This is a genomic window from Streptomyces sp. GS7 (assembly GCF_009834125.1).
In the GTDB taxonomy this organism is placed as follows: Bacteria; Actinomycetota; Actinomycetes; order Streptomycetales; family Streptomycetaceae; genus Streptomyces.
This window is the reverse complement of record NZ_CP047146.1, coordinates 8,438,290-8,457,500: the sequence shown is the minus strand read 5'-3', so window position 1 is coordinate 8,457,500 and position 19,211 is coordinate 8,438,290. Positions and strand designations below refer to the sequence as shown.

Annotated in this window: 16 protein-coding genes and 2 rRNA genes (1 of these 18 running past the window's edge); 17 read left to right on the top strand and 1 reads right to left on the bottom strand. The window is 71.9% G+C overall.

The window, feature by feature from the left end:
- The 3 genes from GR130_RS36755 to GR130_RS36745 form a co-directional block, all read left to right on the top strand.
- Positions 1 to 993: ribosomal RNA gene (locus tag GR130_RS36755) — 23S ribosomal RNA — on the top strand; it begins 2,130 nt to the left of the window's first position.
- A gap of 77 nt (positions 994 to 1,070) precedes the next feature.
- Positions 1,071 to 1,187, top strand: a 5S ribosomal RNA gene (gene rrf / locus GR130_RS36750).
- Between the two features lie 172 nt (positions 1,188 to 1,359).
- The gene (locus GR130_RS36745) at positions 1,360 to 1,887 is read left to right on the top strand and encodes a GNAT family N-acetyltransferase (RefSeq protein ID WP_159508699.1); all 528 of its coding nucleotides are present in this window, start codon (positions 1,360 to 1,362) and stop codon (positions 1,885 to 1,887) included.
- A 28-nt stretch (positions 1,888 to 1,915) separates the two neighbouring features.
- Here GR130_RS36745 and GR130_RS36740 read toward each other — a convergent pair whose 3' ends face one another.
- The gene (locus GR130_RS36740; protein ID WP_159508698.1) at positions 1,916 to 2,584 is read right to left on the bottom strand and encodes a 4'-phosphopantetheinyl transferase family protein; all 669 of its coding nucleotides are present in this window, start codon (positions 2,582 to 2,584) and stop codon (positions 1,916 to 1,918) included.
- Between the two features lie 156 nt (positions 2,585 to 2,740).
- Between GR130_RS36740 and GR130_RS36735 the strand changes: the two genes are divergently transcribed.
- The 14 genes from GR130_RS36735 to GR130_RS36670 all read left to right on the top strand — a co-directional run bounded on the left by GR130_RS36735 (position 2,741) and on the right by GR130_RS36670 (position 19,206).
- The gene (locus tag GR130_RS36735) at positions 2,741 to 3,766 is read left to right on the top strand and encodes a saccharopine dehydrogenase (RefSeq protein ID WP_159510463.1); all 1,026 of its coding nucleotides are present in this window, start codon (positions 2,741 to 2,743) and stop codon (positions 3,764 to 3,766) included.
- Positions 3,763 to 4,431, top strand: a complete 669-nt coding sequence (locus tag GR130_RS36730; protein WP_159508697.1) for a TetR/AcrR family transcriptional regulator — start codon at positions 3,763 to 3,765, stop codon at positions 4,429 to 4,431. The genes GR130_RS36735 and GR130_RS36730 overlap by 4 nt, the downstream gene beginning before the upstream one ends.
- A 146-nt stretch (positions 4,432 to 4,577) precedes the next feature.
- Entirely contained in the window at positions 4,578 to 5,765 is a 1,188-nt protein-coding gene (locus GR130_RS36725) for a cytochrome P450 family protein (RefSeq protein WP_159508696.1), read from the top strand.
- Between the two features lie 88 nt (positions 5,766 to 5,853).
- Positions 5,854 to 6,045 (top strand): ferredoxin, encoded by a 192-nt coding sequence (locus GR130_RS36720; protein WP_159508695.1) that lies wholly within the window; start codon positions 5,854 to 5,856, stop codon positions 6,043 to 6,045.
- A 3-nt stretch (positions 6,046 to 6,048) separates the two neighbouring features.
- On the top strand, positions 6,049 to 7,278 hold the full coding sequence (locus GR130_RS36715) for an NAD(P)/FAD-dependent oxidoreductase (protein ID WP_159508694.1): 1,230 nt from the start codon (positions 6,049 to 6,051) through the stop codon (positions 7,276 to 7,278).
- Between the two features lie 719 nt (positions 7,279 to 7,997).
- Positions 7,998 to 8,576, top strand: coding sequence for an acyl carrier protein (locus tag GR130_RS36710; protein ID WP_159508693.1), 579 nt, complete (start codon positions 7,998 to 8,000; stop codon positions 8,574 to 8,576).
- Positions 8,577 to 8,629: 53 nt separating this feature from the next.
- Complete coding sequence (locus GR130_RS36705; protein WP_159508692.1) at positions 8,630 to 9,937, top strand: beta-ketoacyl-[acyl-carrier-protein] synthase family protein; 1,308 nt, start codon at positions 8,630 to 8,632, stop codon at positions 9,935 to 9,937.
- Positions 9,938 to 9,945: 8 nt separating this feature from the next.
- On the top strand, positions 9,946 to 11,118 hold the full coding sequence (locus GR130_RS36700; RefSeq protein ID WP_159508691.1) for a beta-ketoacyl synthase N-terminal-like domain-containing protein: 1,173 nt from the start codon (positions 9,946 to 9,948) through the stop codon (positions 11,116 to 11,118).
- On the top strand, positions 11,115 to 12,389 hold the full coding sequence (locus GR130_RS36695; RefSeq protein WP_159508690.1) for a beta-ketoacyl-[acyl-carrier-protein] synthase family protein: 1,275 nt from the start codon (positions 11,115 to 11,117) through the stop codon (positions 12,387 to 12,389). The genes GR130_RS36700 and GR130_RS36695 overlap by 4 nt, the downstream gene beginning before the upstream one ends.
- A complete protein-coding gene (locus tag GR130_RS36690) occupies positions 12,379 to 13,752 on the top strand; it encodes a beta-ketoacyl synthase N-terminal-like domain-containing protein (RefSeq protein WP_159508689.1) in 1,374 nt (457 codons plus the stop codon). The genes GR130_RS36695 and GR130_RS36690 overlap by 11 nt, the downstream gene beginning before the upstream one ends.
- A 14-nt stretch (positions 13,753 to 13,766) precedes the next feature.
- Positions 13,767 to 16,679 carry an aminotransferase class III-fold pyridoxal phosphate-dependent enzyme gene (locus GR130_RS36685; protein WP_236573824.1) on the top strand — a complete coding sequence of 971 codons (2,913 nt, stop codon included), beginning with the start codon at positions 13,767 to 13,769 and terminating at the stop codon, positions 16,677 to 16,679.
- 125 nt (positions 16,680 to 16,804) lie between these two features.
- Complete coding sequence (locus GR130_RS36680; protein ID WP_159508688.1) at positions 16,805 to 17,551, top strand: 3-oxoacyl-ACP reductase family protein; 747 nt, start codon at positions 16,805 to 16,807, stop codon at positions 17,549 to 17,551.
- Positions 17,552 to 17,561: 10 nt separating this feature from the next.
- Positions 17,562 to 18,389, top strand: a complete 828-nt coding sequence (locus tag GR130_RS36675) for an SDR family NAD(P)-dependent oxidoreductase (RefSeq protein ID WP_159508687.1) — start codon at positions 17,562 to 17,564, stop codon at positions 18,387 to 18,389.
- Positions 18,379 to 19,206, top strand: coding sequence for a thioesterase II family protein (locus tag GR130_RS36670; RefSeq protein WP_159508686.1), 828 nt, complete (start codon positions 18,379 to 18,381; stop codon positions 19,204 to 19,206). Before GR130_RS36675 ends, GR130_RS36670 begins: the two co-directional genes overlap by 11 nt.
- The last annotated feature ends 5 nt before the right edge of the window (positions 19,207 to 19,211 follow it).

The following is a 19,211-nucleotide window of genomic DNA, read 5'->3' as shown; positions in this document are numbered from 1 at the left end:
GTGGTAACTATAACCATCCTAAGGTAGCGAAATTCCTTGTCGGGTAAGTTCCGACCTGCACGAATGGCGTAACGACTTCTCGACTGTCTCAACCATAGGCCCGGTGAAATTGCATTACGAGTAAAGATGCTCGTTTCGCGCAGCAGGACGGAAAGACCCCGGGACCTTTACTATAGCTTGATATTGGTGTTCGGTTCGGCTTGTGTAGGATAGGTGGGAGACTTTGAAGCGCCAACGCCAGTTGGTGTGGAGTCGTTGTTGAAATACCACTCTGGTCGTGCTGGATGTCTAACCTGGGTCCGTGATCCGGATCAGGGACAGTGTCTGGTGGGTAGTTTAACTGGGGCGGTTGCCTCCTAAAGGGTAACGGAGGCGCCCAAAGGTTCCCTCAGCCTGGTTGGCAATCAGGTGTTGAGTGTAAGTGCACAAGGGAGCTTGACTGTGAGACTGACGGGTCGAGCAGGTACGAAAGTAGGGACTAGTGATCCGGCGGTGGCTTGTGGAAGCGCCGTCGCTCAACGGATAAAAGGTACCCCGGGGATAACAGGCTGATCTTCCCCAAGAGTCCATATCGACGGGATGGTTTGGCACCTCGATGTCGGCTCGTCGCATCCTGGGGCTGGAGTCGGTCCCAAGGGTTGGGCTGTTCGCCCATTAAAGCGGTACGCGAGCTGGGTTTAGAACGTCGTGAGACAGTTCGGTCCCTATCCGCTGTGCGCGTAGGAGTCTTGAGAAGGGCTGTCCCTAGTACGAGAGGACCGGGACGGACGAACCTCTGGTGTGCCAGTTGTCCTGCCAAGGGCATGGCTGGTTGGCTACGTTCGGAAAGGATAACCGCTGAAAGCATCTAAGCGGGAAGCCTGCTTCGAGATGAGGGCTCCCTCCCACTTGATGGGGTAAGGCTCCCAGTAGACGACTGGGTTGATAGGCCAGATATGGAAGCATCGTAAGGTGTGGAGTTGACTGGTACTAATAGGCCGAGGGCTTGTCCTCAGTTGCTCGCGTCCACTGTGTAGGTTCTGAAGTAACGAACTCGCCTTGTCGGCTGGAGTTTGTTTTCTTCATAGTGTTTCGGTGGTTATTGCGTTAGGGAAACGCCCGGTTACATTTCGAACCCGGAAGCTAAGCCTTTCAGCGCCGATGGTACTGCAGGGGGGACCCTGTGGGAGAGTAGGACGCCGCCGAACAATCTTTGTGGGGAGGCCCCGCACCGTATGGTGCGGGGCCTTTCTGCGTTTGTGGGCAAGTCCAGTTGGTGGGAAAGCCCTGTGTGGCGAGCCCCGTTGGGAACTTCGGTTTCCGGCGGGGCTTTTCTGCGTTGTGCCGCCGGCCGGGTGCGGGCGCTGGGAGGGTGTGGTGATGGATTACCTGATCAGGGCGGTGCGGGCGGACGAGTGGCGGCGGCTCAAGGAGTTGCGGCTGGCGGCGTTGGCGGATCCGGTGGCGGACGTTGCGTTCAACCAGACCTTGGAGAAGGCGTCGGCGCTGCCGGATGAGGAGTGGCGGGAGCGGGCGCGGCGGAGTGCGGAGGGGCGGGAGATCGTCACGTTCGTCGGGGAGGACGGGGGCGGCCGCTGGGGTGGGATGGTGACGGCGTTCGTCGAGGGGGGCGGGGCCGGGCCGGCGGTGGACATCGTGGGGGTGTACGTGCGGCCGGAGTGTCGGGGGACGGGGCTGGCGCGGGGGTTGTTCGAGGCCGCGATGGAGTGGGCGTGGGGGTTGTCGGAGCCGGTTGTGGAGTGCGTACGGCTGTGGGTGCATGAGGAGAACGGGCGGGCCGCGGGGGTGTACCGGGGGCTGGGGTTCGTGGCGAGCGGGCGGACGATGGCGGATCCGAAGAACGCGGCGGCGCGGGAGGTGGAGATGGTGGTGCGGAGGGCGGCGTAGGAGCGCGAGTAAGGCGTGAGGGGGTGTGTCAGGTGGGGCGGGGGAGGGTGGTGGCGGTGAGGGCGATGCCGTGGGAGGTGTGCCAGCGGCCGGTGAGGAGGGGGGCGGGGACGTCGGCGGGCCAGGGCAGGAGGAGTCGGGCGGTGAAGGTGTGGGTGTCGGGGGCGAAGGTGATTTCGGCGTCGTGGAACTGGAGGGGGCGGGGGGCGAGGCGGGAGCAGGTTTTGTAGACGGACTCCTTGGCGCTGAAGAGGAGGCGGTCCCAGTGGATGTCCGGGTGGGCGCCGTGGAGTTGGCGGAGGTGGGTGCGTTCGGCGGGGGTGGTGATGCCCTCGCGGACGGTGGGCGGTAGGGGGGCGTGCGGCTCGGCGTCGATGCCGAGGTGGGGGATGTCGGTGGTGTGGGCCACGGCGGCGGCGCGGTAGCCGTCGCAGTGGGTGATGCTGCCGGTGATGCCGGGGGGCCAGGCGGGGGCGCCGGTGGGGTCCGGGGGCAGGGGTGTGGGCGGGAGGCCCAGGCGGGTCAGGGCGCGGTGGGCGCACTGGCGGGCGGTGGTGAATTCGCGGCGGCGTTTGTCGCCGGCGTGGGCGATCTGCTGTTCCTCGACGGGGAAGAGGGGTGGGGACGTGGCCGGGAGCGGGTCGCCGAGGGCGTCCTCGCCGATGGCGGTCGGGGGGAGGACGTTCTCGATGAGCATCGGGCCCAACTCCTTTGGTGTGGCTCCCGGTCGGCGGGGTGGTGGGCTTGCGACTTTATGTGACGTGGCCGACAGAGTCGGGCGTTGAGATTCTAGGTCGCGTGACCTAGTGTCTGCGGTGTGGACGATGACATCCAGCTTGATGTGACAGGTCCGGTGCTCGTGGTCGGCGGATACGGGACCGTGGGCGGCGATCTGGCCCGGCTCGCCGCTCCCTCTTGGCCGTTGCTGCTCACGGGGCGTACGCCCGAGAAGGGGCGGGCGCTGGCCGATGAGGTCGGGGCGGAGGTGCGGCGCTGGGATCTCGGTGATCCGGAGCCGTTCTCGGCGCGGGTGCGGGCCGTGATCAGTACGGTGAACGACCCGGAGGACCGGGTGCTGCGGGCGGCGATCCGCGGGGGTGTGCCGTATGTGGACATCACCCGGTGGACGGCGCGGTTGCAGCGGGCCACGGCGGTGGCGGCGGTGCACCCGCCGAAGGCGCCGGTGCTGCTGTCGTCGAGCTGGATGGGCGGGGTGACCGCGCTGGTCACCGCGGCGCTGGCGGCCGAGCTGGGTGGGGCGTCGGCGGTGGAGATCGCCATCCGGTACGACCTCAAGGACCGGGCGGGGACCGACTCGGTGGAGTTCATGGACCGGCTGGGGCTGGACTACGAGGTGACCGAGGGCGGCCGACGGCGGATGATCATGCCGTTGACCGGGGCCGGTTACGTGGCGATCGGTGAGCACCGGACGAAGGTGGCGCGGATCGACACACCGGAGCAGTTCACGCTGCCGCTGGCGCTGGGGGTCGACACGGCGGTCACCCGGATCGGGTTCAGCGCCAACTCGTCGACGTCGTCGCTGCTCGCGCTGAAGAAGACCGGGTTCTTCCGGTGGGGGCGGGGCGACAGGTTCGAGAAGACCCGGCGATCGATGCTGTACTCGCCGGGCGAGGGCGGCAGTGCGCTGCTGCGGATCGATGTCCGGGGGCGGGGCGGCGAGCGCCGTACCGCCGTGCTGAAGGACACCGCGGGGCAGGCTCATCTGACCGCGCTGGGCGGGCTGTTGGGGCTGCGCCGGGTGCTGGGCGAGGACGGTGCCGCGGCGCCGGACGGGGTGGTTTTCCCCGAGATGACGCCGGTGCCGCAGGATGTCGTCTCCGCGCTGGAGAAGGCGGGGGTCGAGGTCGCGGTGTCATGAGCGAGGAGAACGAGGAGAACGAGGAGAGCGAGAAGCGCGCCGGCGGGAAGCCGCAGTTGACGCGGCAGGGGAGTATCCGGCGGACGAGTCTGCTGGACGCCGCGGAGACCGTGCTGGTCGCCAAGGGGAACGCGGATGCGTCGCTGCGGGCCATCGCCGGTGAGGCGGGGGTGCGGGTCGGGCATCTGCAGCATTACTTCCCGACCCGGGCGGACTTGATAAAGGCCGTACTGGAGCGGGCGCTGGACCGGTCGCTGGAGCGGCTGGCGGAGACGACCGGGCTGCGGCTGACGCGGGATGATCCGTCGGTCATCGAGATCCCGGAGGGCCGGGCGAACCCCGCCGACGTGGTGGCGGTGGTGCTGGCCGAGCAGGAGGATCCGCAGCTGGTCCGGCTGTATGTCGAGGTGTGGGCGCTGGCGGCGCGGGATGACGAGATCGCCGCGGTGGTCCGGGAGTTCTACCGGAAGTACGTGGCCCATGTGGAGGCCTATGTGCAGCAGGGGCGGCCGGACTGGTCGGCCGAGCTGTGCCGGGCGCGCGCCGAGACGTTTGTGGCGTTGGTCGAGGGGGCGGCCCTGATGAGGTCGGGGATCGCCGGGAGCCGGTCGGGCGCGATGGACGAACAACTCGCGCAGCAGGCTGTGCAGTTGCTCCGCGACTGAGGTGCCGGGGCGGCGGCGGTGTGGCCGCCGTCCGGTGGTGTCGGGGGCGGGGGTTTTCCGGGGCGGGCCGGCCCGGGCCGTCTGTGGGCGGCGGGTCGGCGCTCCGTCAGGTGAGGAACATCCAGGGGGATAGGGGGAGTTTCGTCATGTCCGAGGTGATCGATCTTGCCGAGCTCGCGGCGTCGGCCGGTCTGGAGCAGGAGCTGGCGCGGCTGGCCGGGAGCCACGGCATCATCCGTACGCGTCAGCTGAACCAGCAGGAGACCTGGACGGTGCTGGGCGCGGCGCTGACCCGGGAGCTGCTGAGCGATCCGCGGCTGTCCAACGATGTGCACACGCACGCGCCGCACGGGGCACTGGTTCCGGGGCTCCAGGTGATGCTCCTGGAGCAGGACGACCCGGGGCACGCCCGGTACCGGCGGCTGGTGACCGCGGCGTTCGCGTCGAAGGCGGTGCGTCGGCTGGAGCCGCGTATCGAGGAGATCACCCGGCAGCTGCTGGACAAACTGGGGGACGGCGGGACCGCGGACTTCATCGACGCGTTCACCTATCCGATGCCGCTGGAGGTGATCTGCGATCTGCTGGGGGTGCCGGGCGAGGACCGGGATCCGTTCCGGAAGTGGGCGATGGACATCTCCGCGGCGCCGTCGCTGGAGGTGATGCAGGCGTCGGCGGCCGAGCTGTTCGGGTACTGCATCGGGCTGATCGGGGCGAAGCGGGAGCGGCCGACCGAGGATCTGCTCGGCGAGCTGATCGCGGCGCGGTTCGAGGACGGGAGTGCGCTGACGGACGAGGAGCTGTCGTCGTTCGCCGCGGTGCTGCTGATCGCGGGCCATGACACGGTGACGAACCTGCTGGCCAACGCCCTGTACGAGCTGCTGACGCATCCGGAGCAACTGGCCGCGCTGCGGCGGGATCCGTCGCTGGTCGCCAGTGCGGTGGAGGAGGCGCTGCGGTTCCGGGGGTCGGCGATGACGACGGTCAACCGGGTGGCGCTGGAGGACATCGAGGCCGGCGGGGTCACCATCCGCAGGGGCGAGCTGGTGCGGTTCCTGCTGAACGCGGCGAACCGGGACGCGGCGGTGCGGGAGGACGGGCACGTCTTCGACATCGGGCGGGCGACCGCGCGGCATGTCGCGTTCGGGATGGGGCCGCACTTCTGCCTGGGGCAGCGGCTGGCCCGCCAGGAGGCGACGATCGCGCTGACGGAGATCCTGGCGCGGTTCCCGACGCTGGAGCTGGCGGTTCCGGAGGGGGAGGTGCGGTGGCTGGCCTCGGACGCGATCCGCGGGCTGGAGGAGCTGCCGCTGCGGTATGCGCGGGGGTCGGTGTAGGGCCTGCCCGTCAGGCAGGAGCTGGTGCCGGTCCGCGGTGACCGGTGCGTACGGGATGTCATGCGTAAGGGAGTTGGGGGAGGTCGGTATGCGGATCACGGTGGACCACGACCTGTGTGACGGGCTGGGGCAGTGTGCTCTGGTCGCGCCCGAGGTCTTCTCGCTGGACGACGACGAGCGGCTGGTGGTGGCGCCGGATCCGGCGCCGGAGCTGGCCGGGAGGGTGGCTGCCGCGGCGCGGGCCTGCCCGGTGCGCGCGATCGCGGTCGAGGGGGCCTGAGCCTTGCACGAGGTCGTCGTGGTGGGCGCGGGCCTGGCGGGTGTCCGGGCCGGTGGCTCGCTGCGGGCGCGGGGGTTCTCCGGGGCGCTGACCGTGGTGTCGGACGAGCGGGAACTGCCGTATGACCGGCCGCCGTTGACGAAGCAGCTGATCACCGGGGCCGTTGCGGAGGCCGATATCCGGCTGGCGGGCGCCGAGGACTTCGGCGCCCGCTGGGTGCGGGGTGCCGCGGCGGTCGGGTTGGACCGGGAGCGGCGGCGGGTGCGGCTCGCGGACGGGTCGGAGCTTTCGTACGACGGGCTGGTGCTGGCGACCGGTGCGCGGGCGCGGGCCTGGCCCGGGGAGGTGCCGGCGGCCGGGGTGCTGACGGTGCGCGGGCTGGACGACGTGCGCGGGCTGCGGGCGGCGGTGGACGGCGGGGCCCGTGAGGTGGTTGTCGTCGGGGCGGGGTTCGTCGGTGTGGAGCTGGCGTCGTCGCTGACCGAGCTGGGGCTCGGGGTGCGGGTGACGCTGGTGGAGCCGTTCGCGCGGCCGTTGCGGGCGCTGGGCGGAGCGGTGTCCGGTCTGGTGGCGGGGGCGGCGCGGCGGGCGGGCGTCGAGCTGCGGCTCGGGGTCGGGGTGCGGGGCTTCCGGTCGGTGGGGGAGCGGGTCGGCGGGGTCGAGCTGGCCGACGGGCAGGTGCTGCCGGCGGAGCTGGTGGTGGTGGCGATCGGGATGGCGCCGGCGACCGGGTGGCTGGTGGGTGCCGGGCTGGCGCTGCCGTCCGGGCGGGTCCACTGCGACGAGCGGCTGTTCGCGCGGACGGCGGGGGTGGCCGGGGTGACGGATCCGCGGATCGTGGTGGCCGGGGATGTCGCGTGGTGCGACGCGGTGCGTGCGGCGGACGGGCCGGTGCCGCTGGAGCACTGGAGCAACGCGGCTGCGCAGGGGGAGTTGGCGGCCGGGAATCTGCTGGCGGGGCCGGCGGCCGCGGAGCCGTATGTGCATGTGCCGTCGTTCTGGACGTCGGCGTTCGGGCTGCGGATCAGGTCGGTGGGGCTGCCGGGGACCGGGGACCGGGTGGTCGTCGAGGAGGGGGATCCGGACTCGGGGAAGCTGGTGGAGGCGCACTACCGGGAGGGCCGGCTGGTCGGTGCGGTGAGTGTGAATCTGGGGCGGCGGCTGGCGGCGTATGCGGGGCGGCTCCAGGAGGAGCGGGCCGGCGAGCCGGTGCCGGGCGGGTCGGTCGCGTGAGGCGGTGTGTGCCGGGGCGGCCGAAAAGGGCGTGCCCGTCGTGAGATTACTCGGGGTAACAAGCGAAATCCTGCCGGAGGGGAATCAGACTCTCCGGAATGTGAATGCCGCGTTAAGTTTTGCGATACCACAGAACATTTATTGCGGGCCCCTCTAGTACCCGACTCGGTCGCGTGACCTATCGCACAAATGAGTGACGGTCCTGGGTGGCGGTGGTAACGTTTTTATCGCGCCTCCAGTTGAGGCGGGACGGGCTTCGTGAGTGCGTCACGACGGTGTGACTGCCGACCGGAAATGGCCTGTTCTTGAGCATGCAGGTGTCGGGGGATCCTTTTTGCTACGGGGGATGGCATGTGTAGCGCCTTTTAAGGTGTCTGAAGTGGGGACTTCCTGGTGTCCGGAAGTGTGCCCCTGTCTACTGCCCCAGGGCTGACCTCGCCGTTGTGACGGTGTCATGTCATCTCGCCCGAGGGCTTCCCATCAACTCATCGCCGACCGCCGGTCGCTGCGGCAGTCGTGACGTGAATTCCTGAACGGCTTTCCTGGCGTCTGCGAAAGCGGGCGCTCGTAACCTCGAATTCACTGTGCCGTCAGGCTTTCCGGGCGTTGGCGAGCGGCTACCCAACGCACGTTGCCGGGTAATTTCTGCTGCCGTTTTCCGGGTTTCGAATGGCCGGTAAACGGTGGTGCTCGGAGTACTAGGAAACGAGGAGACAACCATGCAGAACCCCTACGAGGCGGCGCAGATCCACGAGATTGTCCGAGAAGGGCTGGCCCAGGTACTGGGCACCGGCGCCGACGAGATCACGCCGGACGCCACCCTTGTCGCGGACCTGGGTGCGGAATCCCTCGACCTGGTCGAATTCCGCTTCGAGATGGAGACCAAGCTCGGCGTGGCACTGCCCAAGTCGAACGTCCTGGACCTGCTCGCGACCGCGCTCGGCGGCTCCGAGCAGCTCTACGACGAGCGCGGCGGAATCTCCGAGCTGGCCGCCGAGGTGCTGCGCCGCAGCGCGTTCGGCTACTCCGAGGAGCAGGTGCACGCCGGGATGCGGCCGTACGAGGTCGCCGCGGCGGCCACCAGCGCCCACTGGGCCTCCTTCACCCACGCGATCTTCGACCACCTGCCCGCGACCTGCACCGAGTGCGGCGCCGACAAGGCCGAACTCGCGGTGTCCGGCAAGGCCGTCTGCGCCGGCTGCGGCGCGGCGCTGGAGGCGGCCACCGGTGACGAGGTGATGGCCGACGGCGTCCGCGCGGCGCTGGAGGCGATCGGGCACGCCCAGCCGGTCGGCTGACGGCGCGGCGGCCTGTGCGGAAGGCGTCGCTACGTCGTGCGAAAGGAAGGCAATTGAACCCCCTCATACCCAACGGGGCCGAACACGAGGTCGTGGTGACCGGGATCGGCCTGGTCGCCGGGCAACTGACCGACCCCGAGGCGCTGTTCGACCACATCGCGCAAGGGCGCACTCTCATCACCGAGCACCCCCGCCACAAGGAGTGGGGCGTCCCCTGCGCCGTCTCGGCGCACATCGACCCGCAGGTCCGGCAGGCCCTGGAGGACGCGGCGCCGGAGGAGGCCGGGCCCCTGGGGCCGGCCGGCGTCCTCGCCTGGCACGCCGCCGCCCAGGCGTGGGAGCGCAGCGGACTGCCGCGGCGGCTGGACAGCGAGCGCGGCGGCGTCTTCCTGGCCTGCAACCGCATGGTCATGGAGCCGGCCGAACTCACCGGCCTGGCCGCCCATGTGGACTACGGGGCCGGGGCGTTCGACCTGGACGGCTACCTCGACGCGGACGCCGGGCCCGACCCGCGGCGCCATGCGCGGATCCAGCCGGACACCGCCACCGGCAGCCTCGCCGACTACTTCGGCGCGGCCGGCGTCCTGGAGACCCATGCGGACGCCTGTGCCGCGGGCGGGATGGCGATCGGCAGCGCGTACCGCTACATCCGCAGCGGCGCGCTCGACGTGGCGCTGGCCGGGGGCGCCGAGAGCCTGACCACGCTGACCTCCGTCGCCGCCTTCTACGGGGTGGGCGCGCTCGCCCCGTCGGCCGGCAAGGAGCCGGCGGAGATCAGCCGCCCGTTCGACAAGGACCGCTCGGGCTTCGTCATCGGGGACGGCGCGGCCTTCCTCGTCCTGGAGTCGCGGGCGCACGCCGAGGCGCGCGGGGCCCGCATCCTGGCCAGGGTCGCCGGGTACGCCGGGGTGACCGAGGCGGTGAAGATGACGTCCAGTTCGCGGGACGGTTCGGACTACGCCGACTGCATCCGGGCGGCGCTGGCGGACGCCGGGCTCGCCCCGGACGACATCGACCACATCAACGCGCACGCCACCTCGACCCAGGCCAACGACACCTGTGAGGCGGCGGCCCTGCACACCGTCTTCGGGGAGCGGGCCGCCGGCGTCCCGATCACCGGCAACAAGTCCGCCATGGGGCACTCGCTGGCCAACAGCGGTGCGGCGGAGGCGGTGCTCTCGGTGCTCAGCCTGCAGCGGCAGACCGTGCTGCCGACCCTCAACTTCGCCGAACCGGACGAGGTCACCGCCGGCCTGGACGTGGTCACCGAGCGGCGTGCCGCGCGGGTGACCGCGGTGCTGTCGAACTCCTTCGGCTTCGGCGGCCAGAACTGTTCCCTGATCCTGGCCCAGGCGGGGTGAGCGCGACCATGACGACGCGTGACACGGTGCGGCTGACCGCACCGGGCTTATACACCGCGGCCGGTACGGACCCGGGCGCCCTGTGGGAGGCCCTGGTCGCCGGCAAGGACACCGGCCGGCCGTCCGAGTTCCTGGCAGGGCCCTGGCCGGAGACGGACACCGCCTTCCTGGTGGACGACCCGGACGCCGCCACGCTGGGCGTGCACCGCCGGGTGCTGCGCACCTCGGAGAAGCAGGCGCGGATGGCGCTGTACGGGGCGCGGCTCGCACTGGCCGGGCCGGGCGCGCGGGGTCCGGTGGGCGGGCCCGGCTGGGGGCTGTACCTCGGACTGCCCACGGTGGACGAGGAGTTGCTGCGGTTCGGCGCGCTGGACCGGCTGCACCGGGCCGCCGACTCGCCCCAGGAGGTGGCCGCCCTCTTCGCGCGGGAGGTCCCGCCGTTCAGCGGGCTCTCGCACCTCAACAGCACGGCCGCGGCGCACATCTCGGCGGTCTTCGGGCTGACCGGCGCGATGGCGGCGTACTCGCCGTTCTCGGACGCCGGCCTCGAAGCACTGATCGACGGGGCGCTGTCGGTCGCCGAGGGGGAGAACGCGGCGGCGGTGGTCGGCGCGGTCAGCCCCAAGGTGCATCCGCTGCTCTTCGCGCAGTACGAGGAACTGGACTGGAACGGGGCGGTCCCCGGCGAGGGGGCGGCCTTCCTGCTCGCCGAGCGGGCCGGGGACGGCACCGGGGACGGTGTACCGGCGGCCCGACTGGCCGGCTACGGGCGGGCGTTCGGCGCCACCGAGGGCGACCGTGCGGAGGCGATCGCGGAGGCCGTGCACGCGGCACTGGAGACGGCCCGTACGGACGCCGCGGGGATCGGCTGGGTGCTGCCGGACGCCGTGTGGTCGGCGGCCGGGGCGCGGGCGCAGCGCGCCGCGCTCGACCGGGTCTTCGGGGCGCTCGCGCACCGGCCCGCGGAGTTCACCAGCGAGCGGGCCACCGGTGTGCTCGGCCCCGCCCATCCGCTGGCCCATGTGCTGCTGGCGCTGCACGGGCTGGCCGGCGGCCGGCGGCTGGCGGACGGCGGTGACGGGGTGCGCGAGGAGGCGCTGCCGGAGCCCCGGGCGCTGGTGCTGGCCTGCGGTGCGCGCGGCCAGGTGTGCGCCGTCGTACTGGAAGGAGTCGGGAAATGAGCCGCCGCGTCGTGGTGACCGGGCTGGGCGCCGTCTGCGGACTGGGGCTCGACTGGCAGACCATGTGGGAGGGCCTGACCGCGGGCCGTTCGGCGATCCGCCGGTGGCGGCTGCCCGGCGTCGAGGACTTCCCGGTGCGCTATGCGGCACCGGTCGACGACGCGGCGTTCGCCGGGCGGTACGGCGCCGACGAGGGGCCGGCCCCCATGGAGCGGCGGGCCCGCTTCGGGCTGGCCGCCGCCGGGCAGGCGCTGGCGGACGCCGGGATCGAGGAGCCGGGGGCGCTGGGCCGGGTCGGTACGGCCGTCGGCTCGGGCGTACCGGAACGGGACCCGTACGAGCTGCTGCACGCGGTCGGCGAGGACGGGCGGCCCAGCTGGCAGACGCTCTTCGCGCGGCGCTCGCAACTGGACCGGGCCAGCGGCCTGTTCTGCACCAACGACGCGCTGGCCGCCGGGATCGCCGCCCGGCACCGGCTGCGCGGGCCCGCGCTGAACTTCTCCACCGCCTGTGCCGGGGCCACCCACGCCATCGGCCACGGCTTCCGGATGATCCGGCGCGGCGAGGTGGACGCGATGCTGGTGGGCGGTGCCGACTCGGTGCTGAACCTGCCCACCATGACCGGGCTGCACCTGCTCGGTGCGCCCTCCACCTCCGAGCTGTTCGGGGACCGGCTGTGCCGGGCCTTCGACCGGGACCGCAGCGGGCTGGTCGCCGCGGAGGGCGCGGCCATGCTGGTGCTGGAGAGCGAGGAGAGCGCCCGGCGGCGCGGTGCGGCCGTCTACGCCGAGGTGGCCGGGTTCGGCAGCTCGCTGGACGCGTACCAGGTCACCGCGCCGCATCCCGAGGGGCACGGCGCGGCACTCGCCATGAGCCGGGCGCTGGCGGACGGGGAGGTGGCGCCGGGCGAGGTGGACTCGGTCAACGCGCACGGCACCTCCACTCCGCTCAACGACCCGATCGAGACCCGGGCGATCAAGGACGTCTTCGCGGCGGACGAGCACTACCGGAAGCTGGCGGTCACCGCCAACAAGACCATGCTCGGCCATCTGATCGCCGCCGCCGGAGCGCCCGAACTGATTGCCACCGTGCTGTCCGTACGCGACGGCATCGTGCCCCCGACGCTGAATCTGGAGAACCCGGATCCGGCCTGCGACCTGGACTACGTGCCGGAGAAGGCGCGGCACCAGGAGGTGTCGGTGGCAGTGAGCAATTCCTTCGGCTTCGGCGGACTCAACGCCAGTCTGGTGGTGCGTGGTTATGAGCACTGACATCGATTCGAGCACGGGCGTCACTTCTGGCGCCGACAGCGCCGACGGCGGCTCCGCGCAGCGGTCGTACGGCTCCGACGCCGTCGTCGTCACCGGCATCGGCGCGGTGCTGCCCACCGGGCGCGGCGCCGAGGCCCTGTGGACGGCCTGGCGCGAGGCGCGGCCCGCGCTGGCGCCCTACCGGGACCCGTACGTACGGACCCGGAAGATCACCCACTTCGGGCACGTCCCGGACGAGCTCCAGCGGGCGAGCCGGGACAGCGTGCCCCACAAACTGCGCAAGTTCGGCGCCTCGTTCACCTTCAACGCGGTGCTCGCCGCCCAGGACGCCATGGCCCAGGCGGGGGAGGGCTGGCAGGCGATCCCCGAGGAGCGGCGCGGGCTGTACGTGGCCCAGGACGACTCGACGGAGCTGAGCGTGGCGGCCTTCCACAAGGCCCTCGACCAGGCCCGGACGGACACCTCGGGGCAGGTGGGCGCGGACCTTACGCGGGTGGTGGCGGAGGCGTTCGGCAACGCGGCGACCTTCAACCCGTTCACCGTCATCCGGGCGCTGAACAACAACACCCTGGCGCTGATCAGCATCGCCCAGCGGTTCCGCGGCGACTGCGCGGCGTTCGTGCAGGACGCGGGCGCGGCGCTGAGTGCCCTGCAGCGGGCCGCGTTCAGCCTGCGCCGGGGCGACTGCGACACCGCCATGGTGGTCGGCGCGGGCAGCTACAACGAGCCGCTGAAGCTGGCCGCGCAGTACCGCGCCGGGCATCTGAGCGCGGGCGGCCGCGGCGGTGACTCGCTGCGCAGCTTCGACGCCGGGCGGGACGGCACGGTCCTCGGCGAGGGCGCGGTGGCGCTCGTACTGGAGCGGGCCGGGGACGCCGTGGCGCGCGGCGCCGTCCCGCTGGTGGAGGTGCTGGGCGCGACGCTGCGGCCCGCCGCGGACGGCGGGGTCGGCCCGGCCGGGCCGGCGGAGAGCGCCCGCGGGCTGATCGCCGCGCACGGGCTGGCGCCGGAGTCGCTGGGCGCCGTGCTGGCCGACGGCAAGGGCACCGTCCACCACGACGCCGCCGAGGCCGAGCTGCTGCGGGCGCTGCTGAAGGACAGCGGCGTCCCGGTCAGCTCCGTACGGCCGATCCTGGGCACGCTGGGGGCCGCCGGACCGCTGGCCGAACTGGCCCTGGCGCCCAGCCTGTTCGCGGCCGGTGAGCTGCCGCCCGTCGCGCATCTGGAGTCGCCGCCGGACGACGGCACCGACTTCGTCACCGGTACCGCCAGGAAGCGGCGGATCGACTCCGTGCTCAGTCTGCACAGCACCTTCAACGGGTTCGCGGGAGCTCTGCTCGCCCGACGGCCGCATCTCTCCTGAGGGGACCACCAGTCATGTCAGCGATGTCAGCCACAACGGCAATGTCGGCGTTCACCGAATTCGTGCAGCCACAGATGGGGCGGGTGCTCACCGCCCTGGGGCTGGACGTCGAGTACGAGCGGGCCGAGGGCAACACCCTCCACCACCGCGACGACCGGGGCGAGCTGGTGCCCGTCCTGGACCTGATGGGCGGCTACGGCTCGCTGATCTTCGGGCACAACCACCCCGAGATCGTGGCGCACGCCAAGGAGCTGCTGGACCACAACCGCGCGGTGCACGCGCAGTTCTCGCTGCGCGGCGAGGCCGGCCGGCTCGGCGCCGCGCTCAGCGACGCGGTGCGCCGCGAGACCTCCGTCAAGGAGCCGTACCTGGCCACCTTCGGGAACAGCGGCGCGGAGGCGGTCGAGGCGGCCGTCAAACATGCCGAGCTGGTGCGGGTGCGCCAGGCGGCGGCGCTGGCGGACGAGACCGCCGCACACGCCGAGGCCGCCCGGGAGGCGGTCCGCCGCGGCGCGGCCGCGGTGGACCCGGAAGCCTTCCAACTGCCCGCCGTCCAGGGCCAGGCGGCGCCGGCCGACGGGATCGAGGGGCTGCTGGCGGCGGTCGGCGCGCACAACGCCGCGGCGCTGGCCACCCGGCCGCTGTTCCTGGCCCTGGAGCGGTCCTTCCACGGCAAGCTCGTCGGCAGCGTCCAGCTGACCTACAACTCCGGCTTCCGCGCGCCGTTCCAGAACCTCGGGACGCGGGTCCGCTTCGTCCCGATGGACCGGCTGGAGCTGCTGGACCGGATCGCCGAGGACGAGCGGGTGGTGCTGCTCGACACCGAGGTCGCCGACGGCCGGGTGCGGGTCGTGGAGCGGGACCTCCCGGTCATCACCGCCTTCCTCGTCGAGCCGGTGCAGGGCGAGGGCGGCATCCACGCGCTGACCACCGAAGCGGGCCGGGCCATCCGGCTGTTCTGCAACAAGGTCGGCACCGCGCTGATCATCGACGAGGTGCAGAGCGGTATGGGCCGCTGCGGCGCCTTCCTGGCCAGCTCGCTGATCGGGCTGCGCGGCGACTACTACACGCTGTCCAAGTCGCTGGGCGGCGGCCTCGCCAAGATCTCCGCGATGCTGGTCCGCCGATCGCTCTACCAGGGCGAGTTCGACCTGATCCACAGCTCGACGTTCGCCATGGACGACTTCTCCTCGTCCGTCGCGCGCAAGGTCGTCGAGATGCTGGAGGCCGACGGCGGCGCGGCGTACCGGCAGGTCACCGAGCGCGGCGAGCGGCTGGTGGAGATGCTGGCCGACCTCAGGTCGGCGTACCCGGACGTCATCGAGGACATCCGCGGCAAGGGCCTGTTCCTCGGCGTCCAGCTGCGCGACCAGGGCCAGGCCCGCTCCATGGTGCTGCGCGGCGGCGCGTACACCGGTTCGCTGGGCTATCTGCTCTCCGGCTACCTGCTGCGCCAGGAGCGCATCCGGATCGCGCCGACCGGCAGCGCCGGCAACGTCCTGCGCATCCAGCCGTCCGCGTACATCACGGACGAGGAGATCGAGCGGCTGCGCGGCGCGCTGGACCGGCTCTGCCGCATCCTGCGCTACGAGGACACCCTCCACCTGGTCCACCCGGCCAGCGACCGGACGATCCCCAAGCCGCGTGCGGAGATCCGGGACTTCCGGGGCGCCGTCGAGGGCTACGAGCAGGGCGCGGCGCGGCCGGTGAGCGGGCCGGTCCGCAAGGTGGCGTTCGTCAACCACCTGATCACCCCGGCCCATCTGCGGCAGGTGGACCCGGCGCTGGCCGACCTGAGCGACGCCGGGCTGCGCTCCTTCGTGCTGGGCATGGACCCGGTGAAGAAGGCGGCGCCGTACCCGGGCGTGCGGATCACCTCGCCGTTGGGCAGCGCGGTGGAGTTCGCGCTCTACCCGCTGATGGTCGGCTCCGAGCAGATGGGCCGCTATCTCGCCTCCGGGGACGTCACCGGGATCCGGGCGGACATCGAGGAGCGGGTGCAGGCGGCCCGGGACGACGGCTGCGAGGTCGCCGGGCTCGGTATGTACACCTCGATCGTCACGAACAACTGCACCTCGCTGAAGGTGCCGGGCATCGCGCTGACCTCCGGGAACGCGCTGACCGTCGCGATGGGCGTACAGGCCATGGAGCGCGGGGCCCGCGACCGCGGCTGCACCGTCGCCGACTCGACGCTGGCGGTGGTCGGCGCGGCCGGCAACATCGCCTCCGTCTACAGCCAGCTGTTCGCCGAGAAGCTGACCCGGATCCTGCTGGTCGGCAGCCGCCGGGACGGTTCGGCGCGGCGGCTGCGGAACACCGTGCACGGCATCTACCAGGAGTGCTGGGCCCGCATCGCGGCCGGCGGCGAACTGACCGGCATCCCGGCCAGGCTGGCCGAGGAGCCGCTGATCACCAAGTGGCTGGCCGAGGACCCGTCCGCGGACGACGCCGACCGCGGCCGGGCCATCGCCGCGTACCTGGACGAACGGTACGGCCGGGACCCGTTCCTGACCGTCACCCAGGACGGCGACGCGCTCCGCGAGGCGCAGCTGGTGCTGTGCGCCTCCAACAGCCCCGAACCGTTCCTGACCGGCGAGCACTTCGCCCGGGACGCGGTGGTCTGCGACATCGCGGTGCCCAACAACGCGGTGCCGGACCTGGCCGAGCGGCGGCCCGACCTGGCGTACATGCTCGGCGGCATCGTCGCCACGCCCCACGGCGAGAGCCTGCACCCCTCGGCACGCGCCTTCCTGGAGGCCGGCCAGCTCTTCGCCTGCATGGCGGAGACCGCGCTGATGGGCCTGGCCGGACTCGACCGGCACTACTCCTACGGGAACATCAGCCGCCGCCAGGTCACCGAGATCGCCGCGCTGGCCGACGCGCACGGGCTGCGGCTGGCCGACTACAAGAGCGCGCACTCGGTGTGAGCCCCGGGCGCCGCGCGCATCCCGTCGCCCGCACCACCGCGCGCGGCGCCCGGTCCCCATGTCCCTGACACCAGCAAGTCCCATATCCCTTGAAACCGGCACGAGTTGGAGAGGATCCCAGCCCCATGGAATTCGCAGGACAGGTGGCCCTGGTGACCGGCGGCAGCCGGGGCATCGGCCGCGCCATCGCCGTCCGGCTCGCGGAGGAAGGGTGCGACATCGCGCTCACCTACCGCAGCGCGACGGCGGAAGCGGAACAGGTCGCCGAGCAGATCGCCAAGCTGGGCCGCAGGGTCGAGCTGTTCCAGGGCGACATCTCCGACCCCGAGGTGCCGCAGAAGACCGTGTCCGGCGTCCGCGCCTCCTTCGGCCGGATCGACGTGCTGGTCAACAACGCCGGCATCACCCGCGACGAACTGCTGGTCAACCAGAGCCTCAAGGACATCCAGGACGTCCTCGGCACCAACCTCGTCGCCCCGATGCTCACCGTGCAGGCCGTGGCCCCCGCCATGCTGCGCCAGCGGTACGGGCGGATCGTCAACATCTCGTCGTCCGCGGCCTCCAAGCCCGGCCGCGGGCAGTCCAACTACGCGGCGGCCAAGGGCGGTCTGGAGGCGTTCACCAAGGCGATGGCGGTGGAACTCGCCTCCCGCGGGATCCTCGTCAACGCCGTCGCCCCGGGCGTCATCAACACCGACATGACGGACACCATCCGCAGCCACGGCGAGGACGAGATCATGAGCCGGCTGCTGCTGAAGACCTACGCCGAACCCGAGACGATCGCCGACGCCGTGGCGTACCTCGCCAGCCCCCGCAACACGTACACGACGGGCGAGGTACTGCACATCGACGGCGGCCTGAAGATGGCGTGAGAGGCCGGCCATGAACGACATCGACACCTCCGTACCGTCCGGCGCGCCCGGCGGGCGTCCGTCACCCGGCGAACTGGCCGGCCGGACCGCGGTCGTCACCGGCGCCGCCCAGGGCATCGGCCGCGAAGTGGCCCTCCTGCTGGCCGAGTCGGGCGCCGCGCACCTCATCCTGCTCGACCGGGACGCAGGCCGACTGGAGACCGTGGTCAAGGACGTCGGCGACCTGGGCGCACGTGTCACCGCGCTCCCTCTGGACCTGCGCGAACGGGACCGGGTACGCACCGAACTGCGGGCCGCGCTCCGTTCCGCCGGCAAGCTGGACATCCTGGTGAACAACGCCGGGGTCGCCGACGAGAACGCCCCCGACGACGAGTCCACCTGGCTGCGGGTCCTGGACGTCAACCTGCACGGCACCTTCGCGGTCACCGCCGCCTGCCTGGAACACCTGGTCGACAAGGGCCGGATCGTCAACGTGTCCTCGATCCTCGGCAAGGCCGGCAAGATGCGGAACACCGCGTACTGCGCCTCCAAGCACGGACTGATCGGCTACACCAAGGGCCTGGCGCTGGACCTCGCCTCCCGGGGGATCACGGTCAACGCCGTACTGCCGGGCTGGATCGACACCCCGATGCTGCGCCGGGAACTCGCCGCGTCCGCGGACGAGATCGGCGCCGACCCGGCACGGATGCTGCGCCAGGCCCGCAAGTCCATCCCGCTGCGGCGGCTGGTGGAGGCACGGGAGGCCGCTGACCTCATCGGGTTCCTGGTGTCCGACCGGGCCGCCGCCATCACGGCGCAGAGCCTGACCGTCGACGGGGGCTACACCCGTGGCATGTAGCGCCCGAACGGCCACCGCCATCCGGCCCCGCCGGGCCGTGGCGCCCGCCCCGGACCCGTGGCTGCGCCGGCTGCGTCCCGGGCCCGCGCACCGCACGGCGGCACTCGCCCGCGTGGTCTGCTTCCCGCACGCGGGCGGCGGCGCCGGCGCCTTCCGGCCGCTGGCCACCGCCGTCGCCGCCCGCACCGCGGACGGCAGCCCGTACGAGACGCTGGCCGTCCAGTACCCGGGACGCAACGACCGGATCCGCGAGGCCCGGATCGAGGACCTGGCGGAGCTGGCGGCCCGCGCGTACCGGGCGCTGGCGCCGCTCGCCGGCCGCCCGCTGACCCTGCTGGGGCACAGCATGGGCGCCCTGGTGGCGTACGAGGTGGCGCGCCTCCTGGAGCGCGCCGGAGCGGGCCCGGACCGGCTGATCGTCTCCAGCGCCTGGGCCCCGAGCCGGGTACCCGGCGGCACCGTCCACCTGCGGGACGACGACGGCCTCGTCGACGAGATCCGGCGGACCCAGGGCACCGACCCCCGGCTGCTGGACAACCGGGACGTCCTCGCCATGGCCCTGCCCGTCGTACGCAGCGACTACAAGGCCGTGGAGACCTACCGCCACCGCCCGGGGCCGCCCCTGACCACGCCGGTCACCGCGCTGATCGGCGACAGCGACCCGCTGGTCGCCGTCGACGAGGCGGCTGCCTGGCACGCGCACACCAGCGGCGGCTTCCGGTTGCGGGTCTTCCCCGGCGGCGACCACTTCGCCATCACCCGGCACTGGGCGGACCTGGCCGACCACATCACCGGGGTTGGCGGAGAAGCGCTGTGACGGCC

Coding starts and splice junctions, on each gene's coding strand:
- GR130_RS36745 (WP_159508699.1), top strand. CDS start 1,360: ATGGATTACCTGATCAGGGCGGTGCGGGCGGACGAGTGGCGGCGGCTC.
- GR130_RS36740 (WP_159508698.1), bottom strand. CDS start 2,584: ATGCTCATCGAGAACGTCCTCCCCCCGACCGCCATCGGCGAGGACGCC.
- GR130_RS36730 (WP_159508697.1), top strand. CDS start 3,763: ATGAGCGAGGAGAACGAGGAGAACGAGGAGAGCGAGAAGCGCGCCGGC.
- GR130_RS36725 (WP_159508696.1), top strand. CDS start 4,578: ATGTCCGAGGTGATCGATCTTGCCGAGCTCGCGGCGTCGGCCGGTCTG.
- GR130_RS36720 (WP_159508695.1), top strand. CDS start 5,854: ATGCGGATCACGGTGGACCACGACCTGTGTGACGGGCTGGGGCAGTGT.
- GR130_RS36710 (WP_159508693.1), top strand. CDS start 7,998: ATGCAGAACCCCTACGAGGCGGCGCAGATCCACGAGATTGTCCGAGAA.
- GR130_RS36700 (WP_159508691.1), top strand. CDS start 9,946: ATGACGACGCGTGACACGGTGCGGCTGACCGCACCGGGCTTATACACC.
- GR130_RS36695 (WP_159508690.1), top strand. CDS start 11,115: ATGAGCCGCCGCGTCGTGGTGACCGGGCTGGGCGCCGTCTGCGGACTG.
- GR130_RS36690 (WP_159508689.1), top strand. CDS start 12,379: ATGAGCACTGACATCGATTCGAGCACGGGCGTCACTTCTGGCGCCGAC.
- GR130_RS36685 (WP_236573824.1), top strand. CDS start 13,767: ATGTCAGCGATGTCAGCCACAACGGCAATGTCGGCGTTCACCGAATTC.
- GR130_RS36680 (WP_159508688.1), top strand. CDS start 16,805: ATGGAATTCGCAGGACAGGTGGCCCTGGTGACCGGCGGCAGCCGGGGC.
- GR130_RS36675 (WP_159508687.1), top strand. CDS start 17,562: ATGAACGACATCGACACCTCCGTACCGTCCGGCGCGCCCGGCGGGCGT.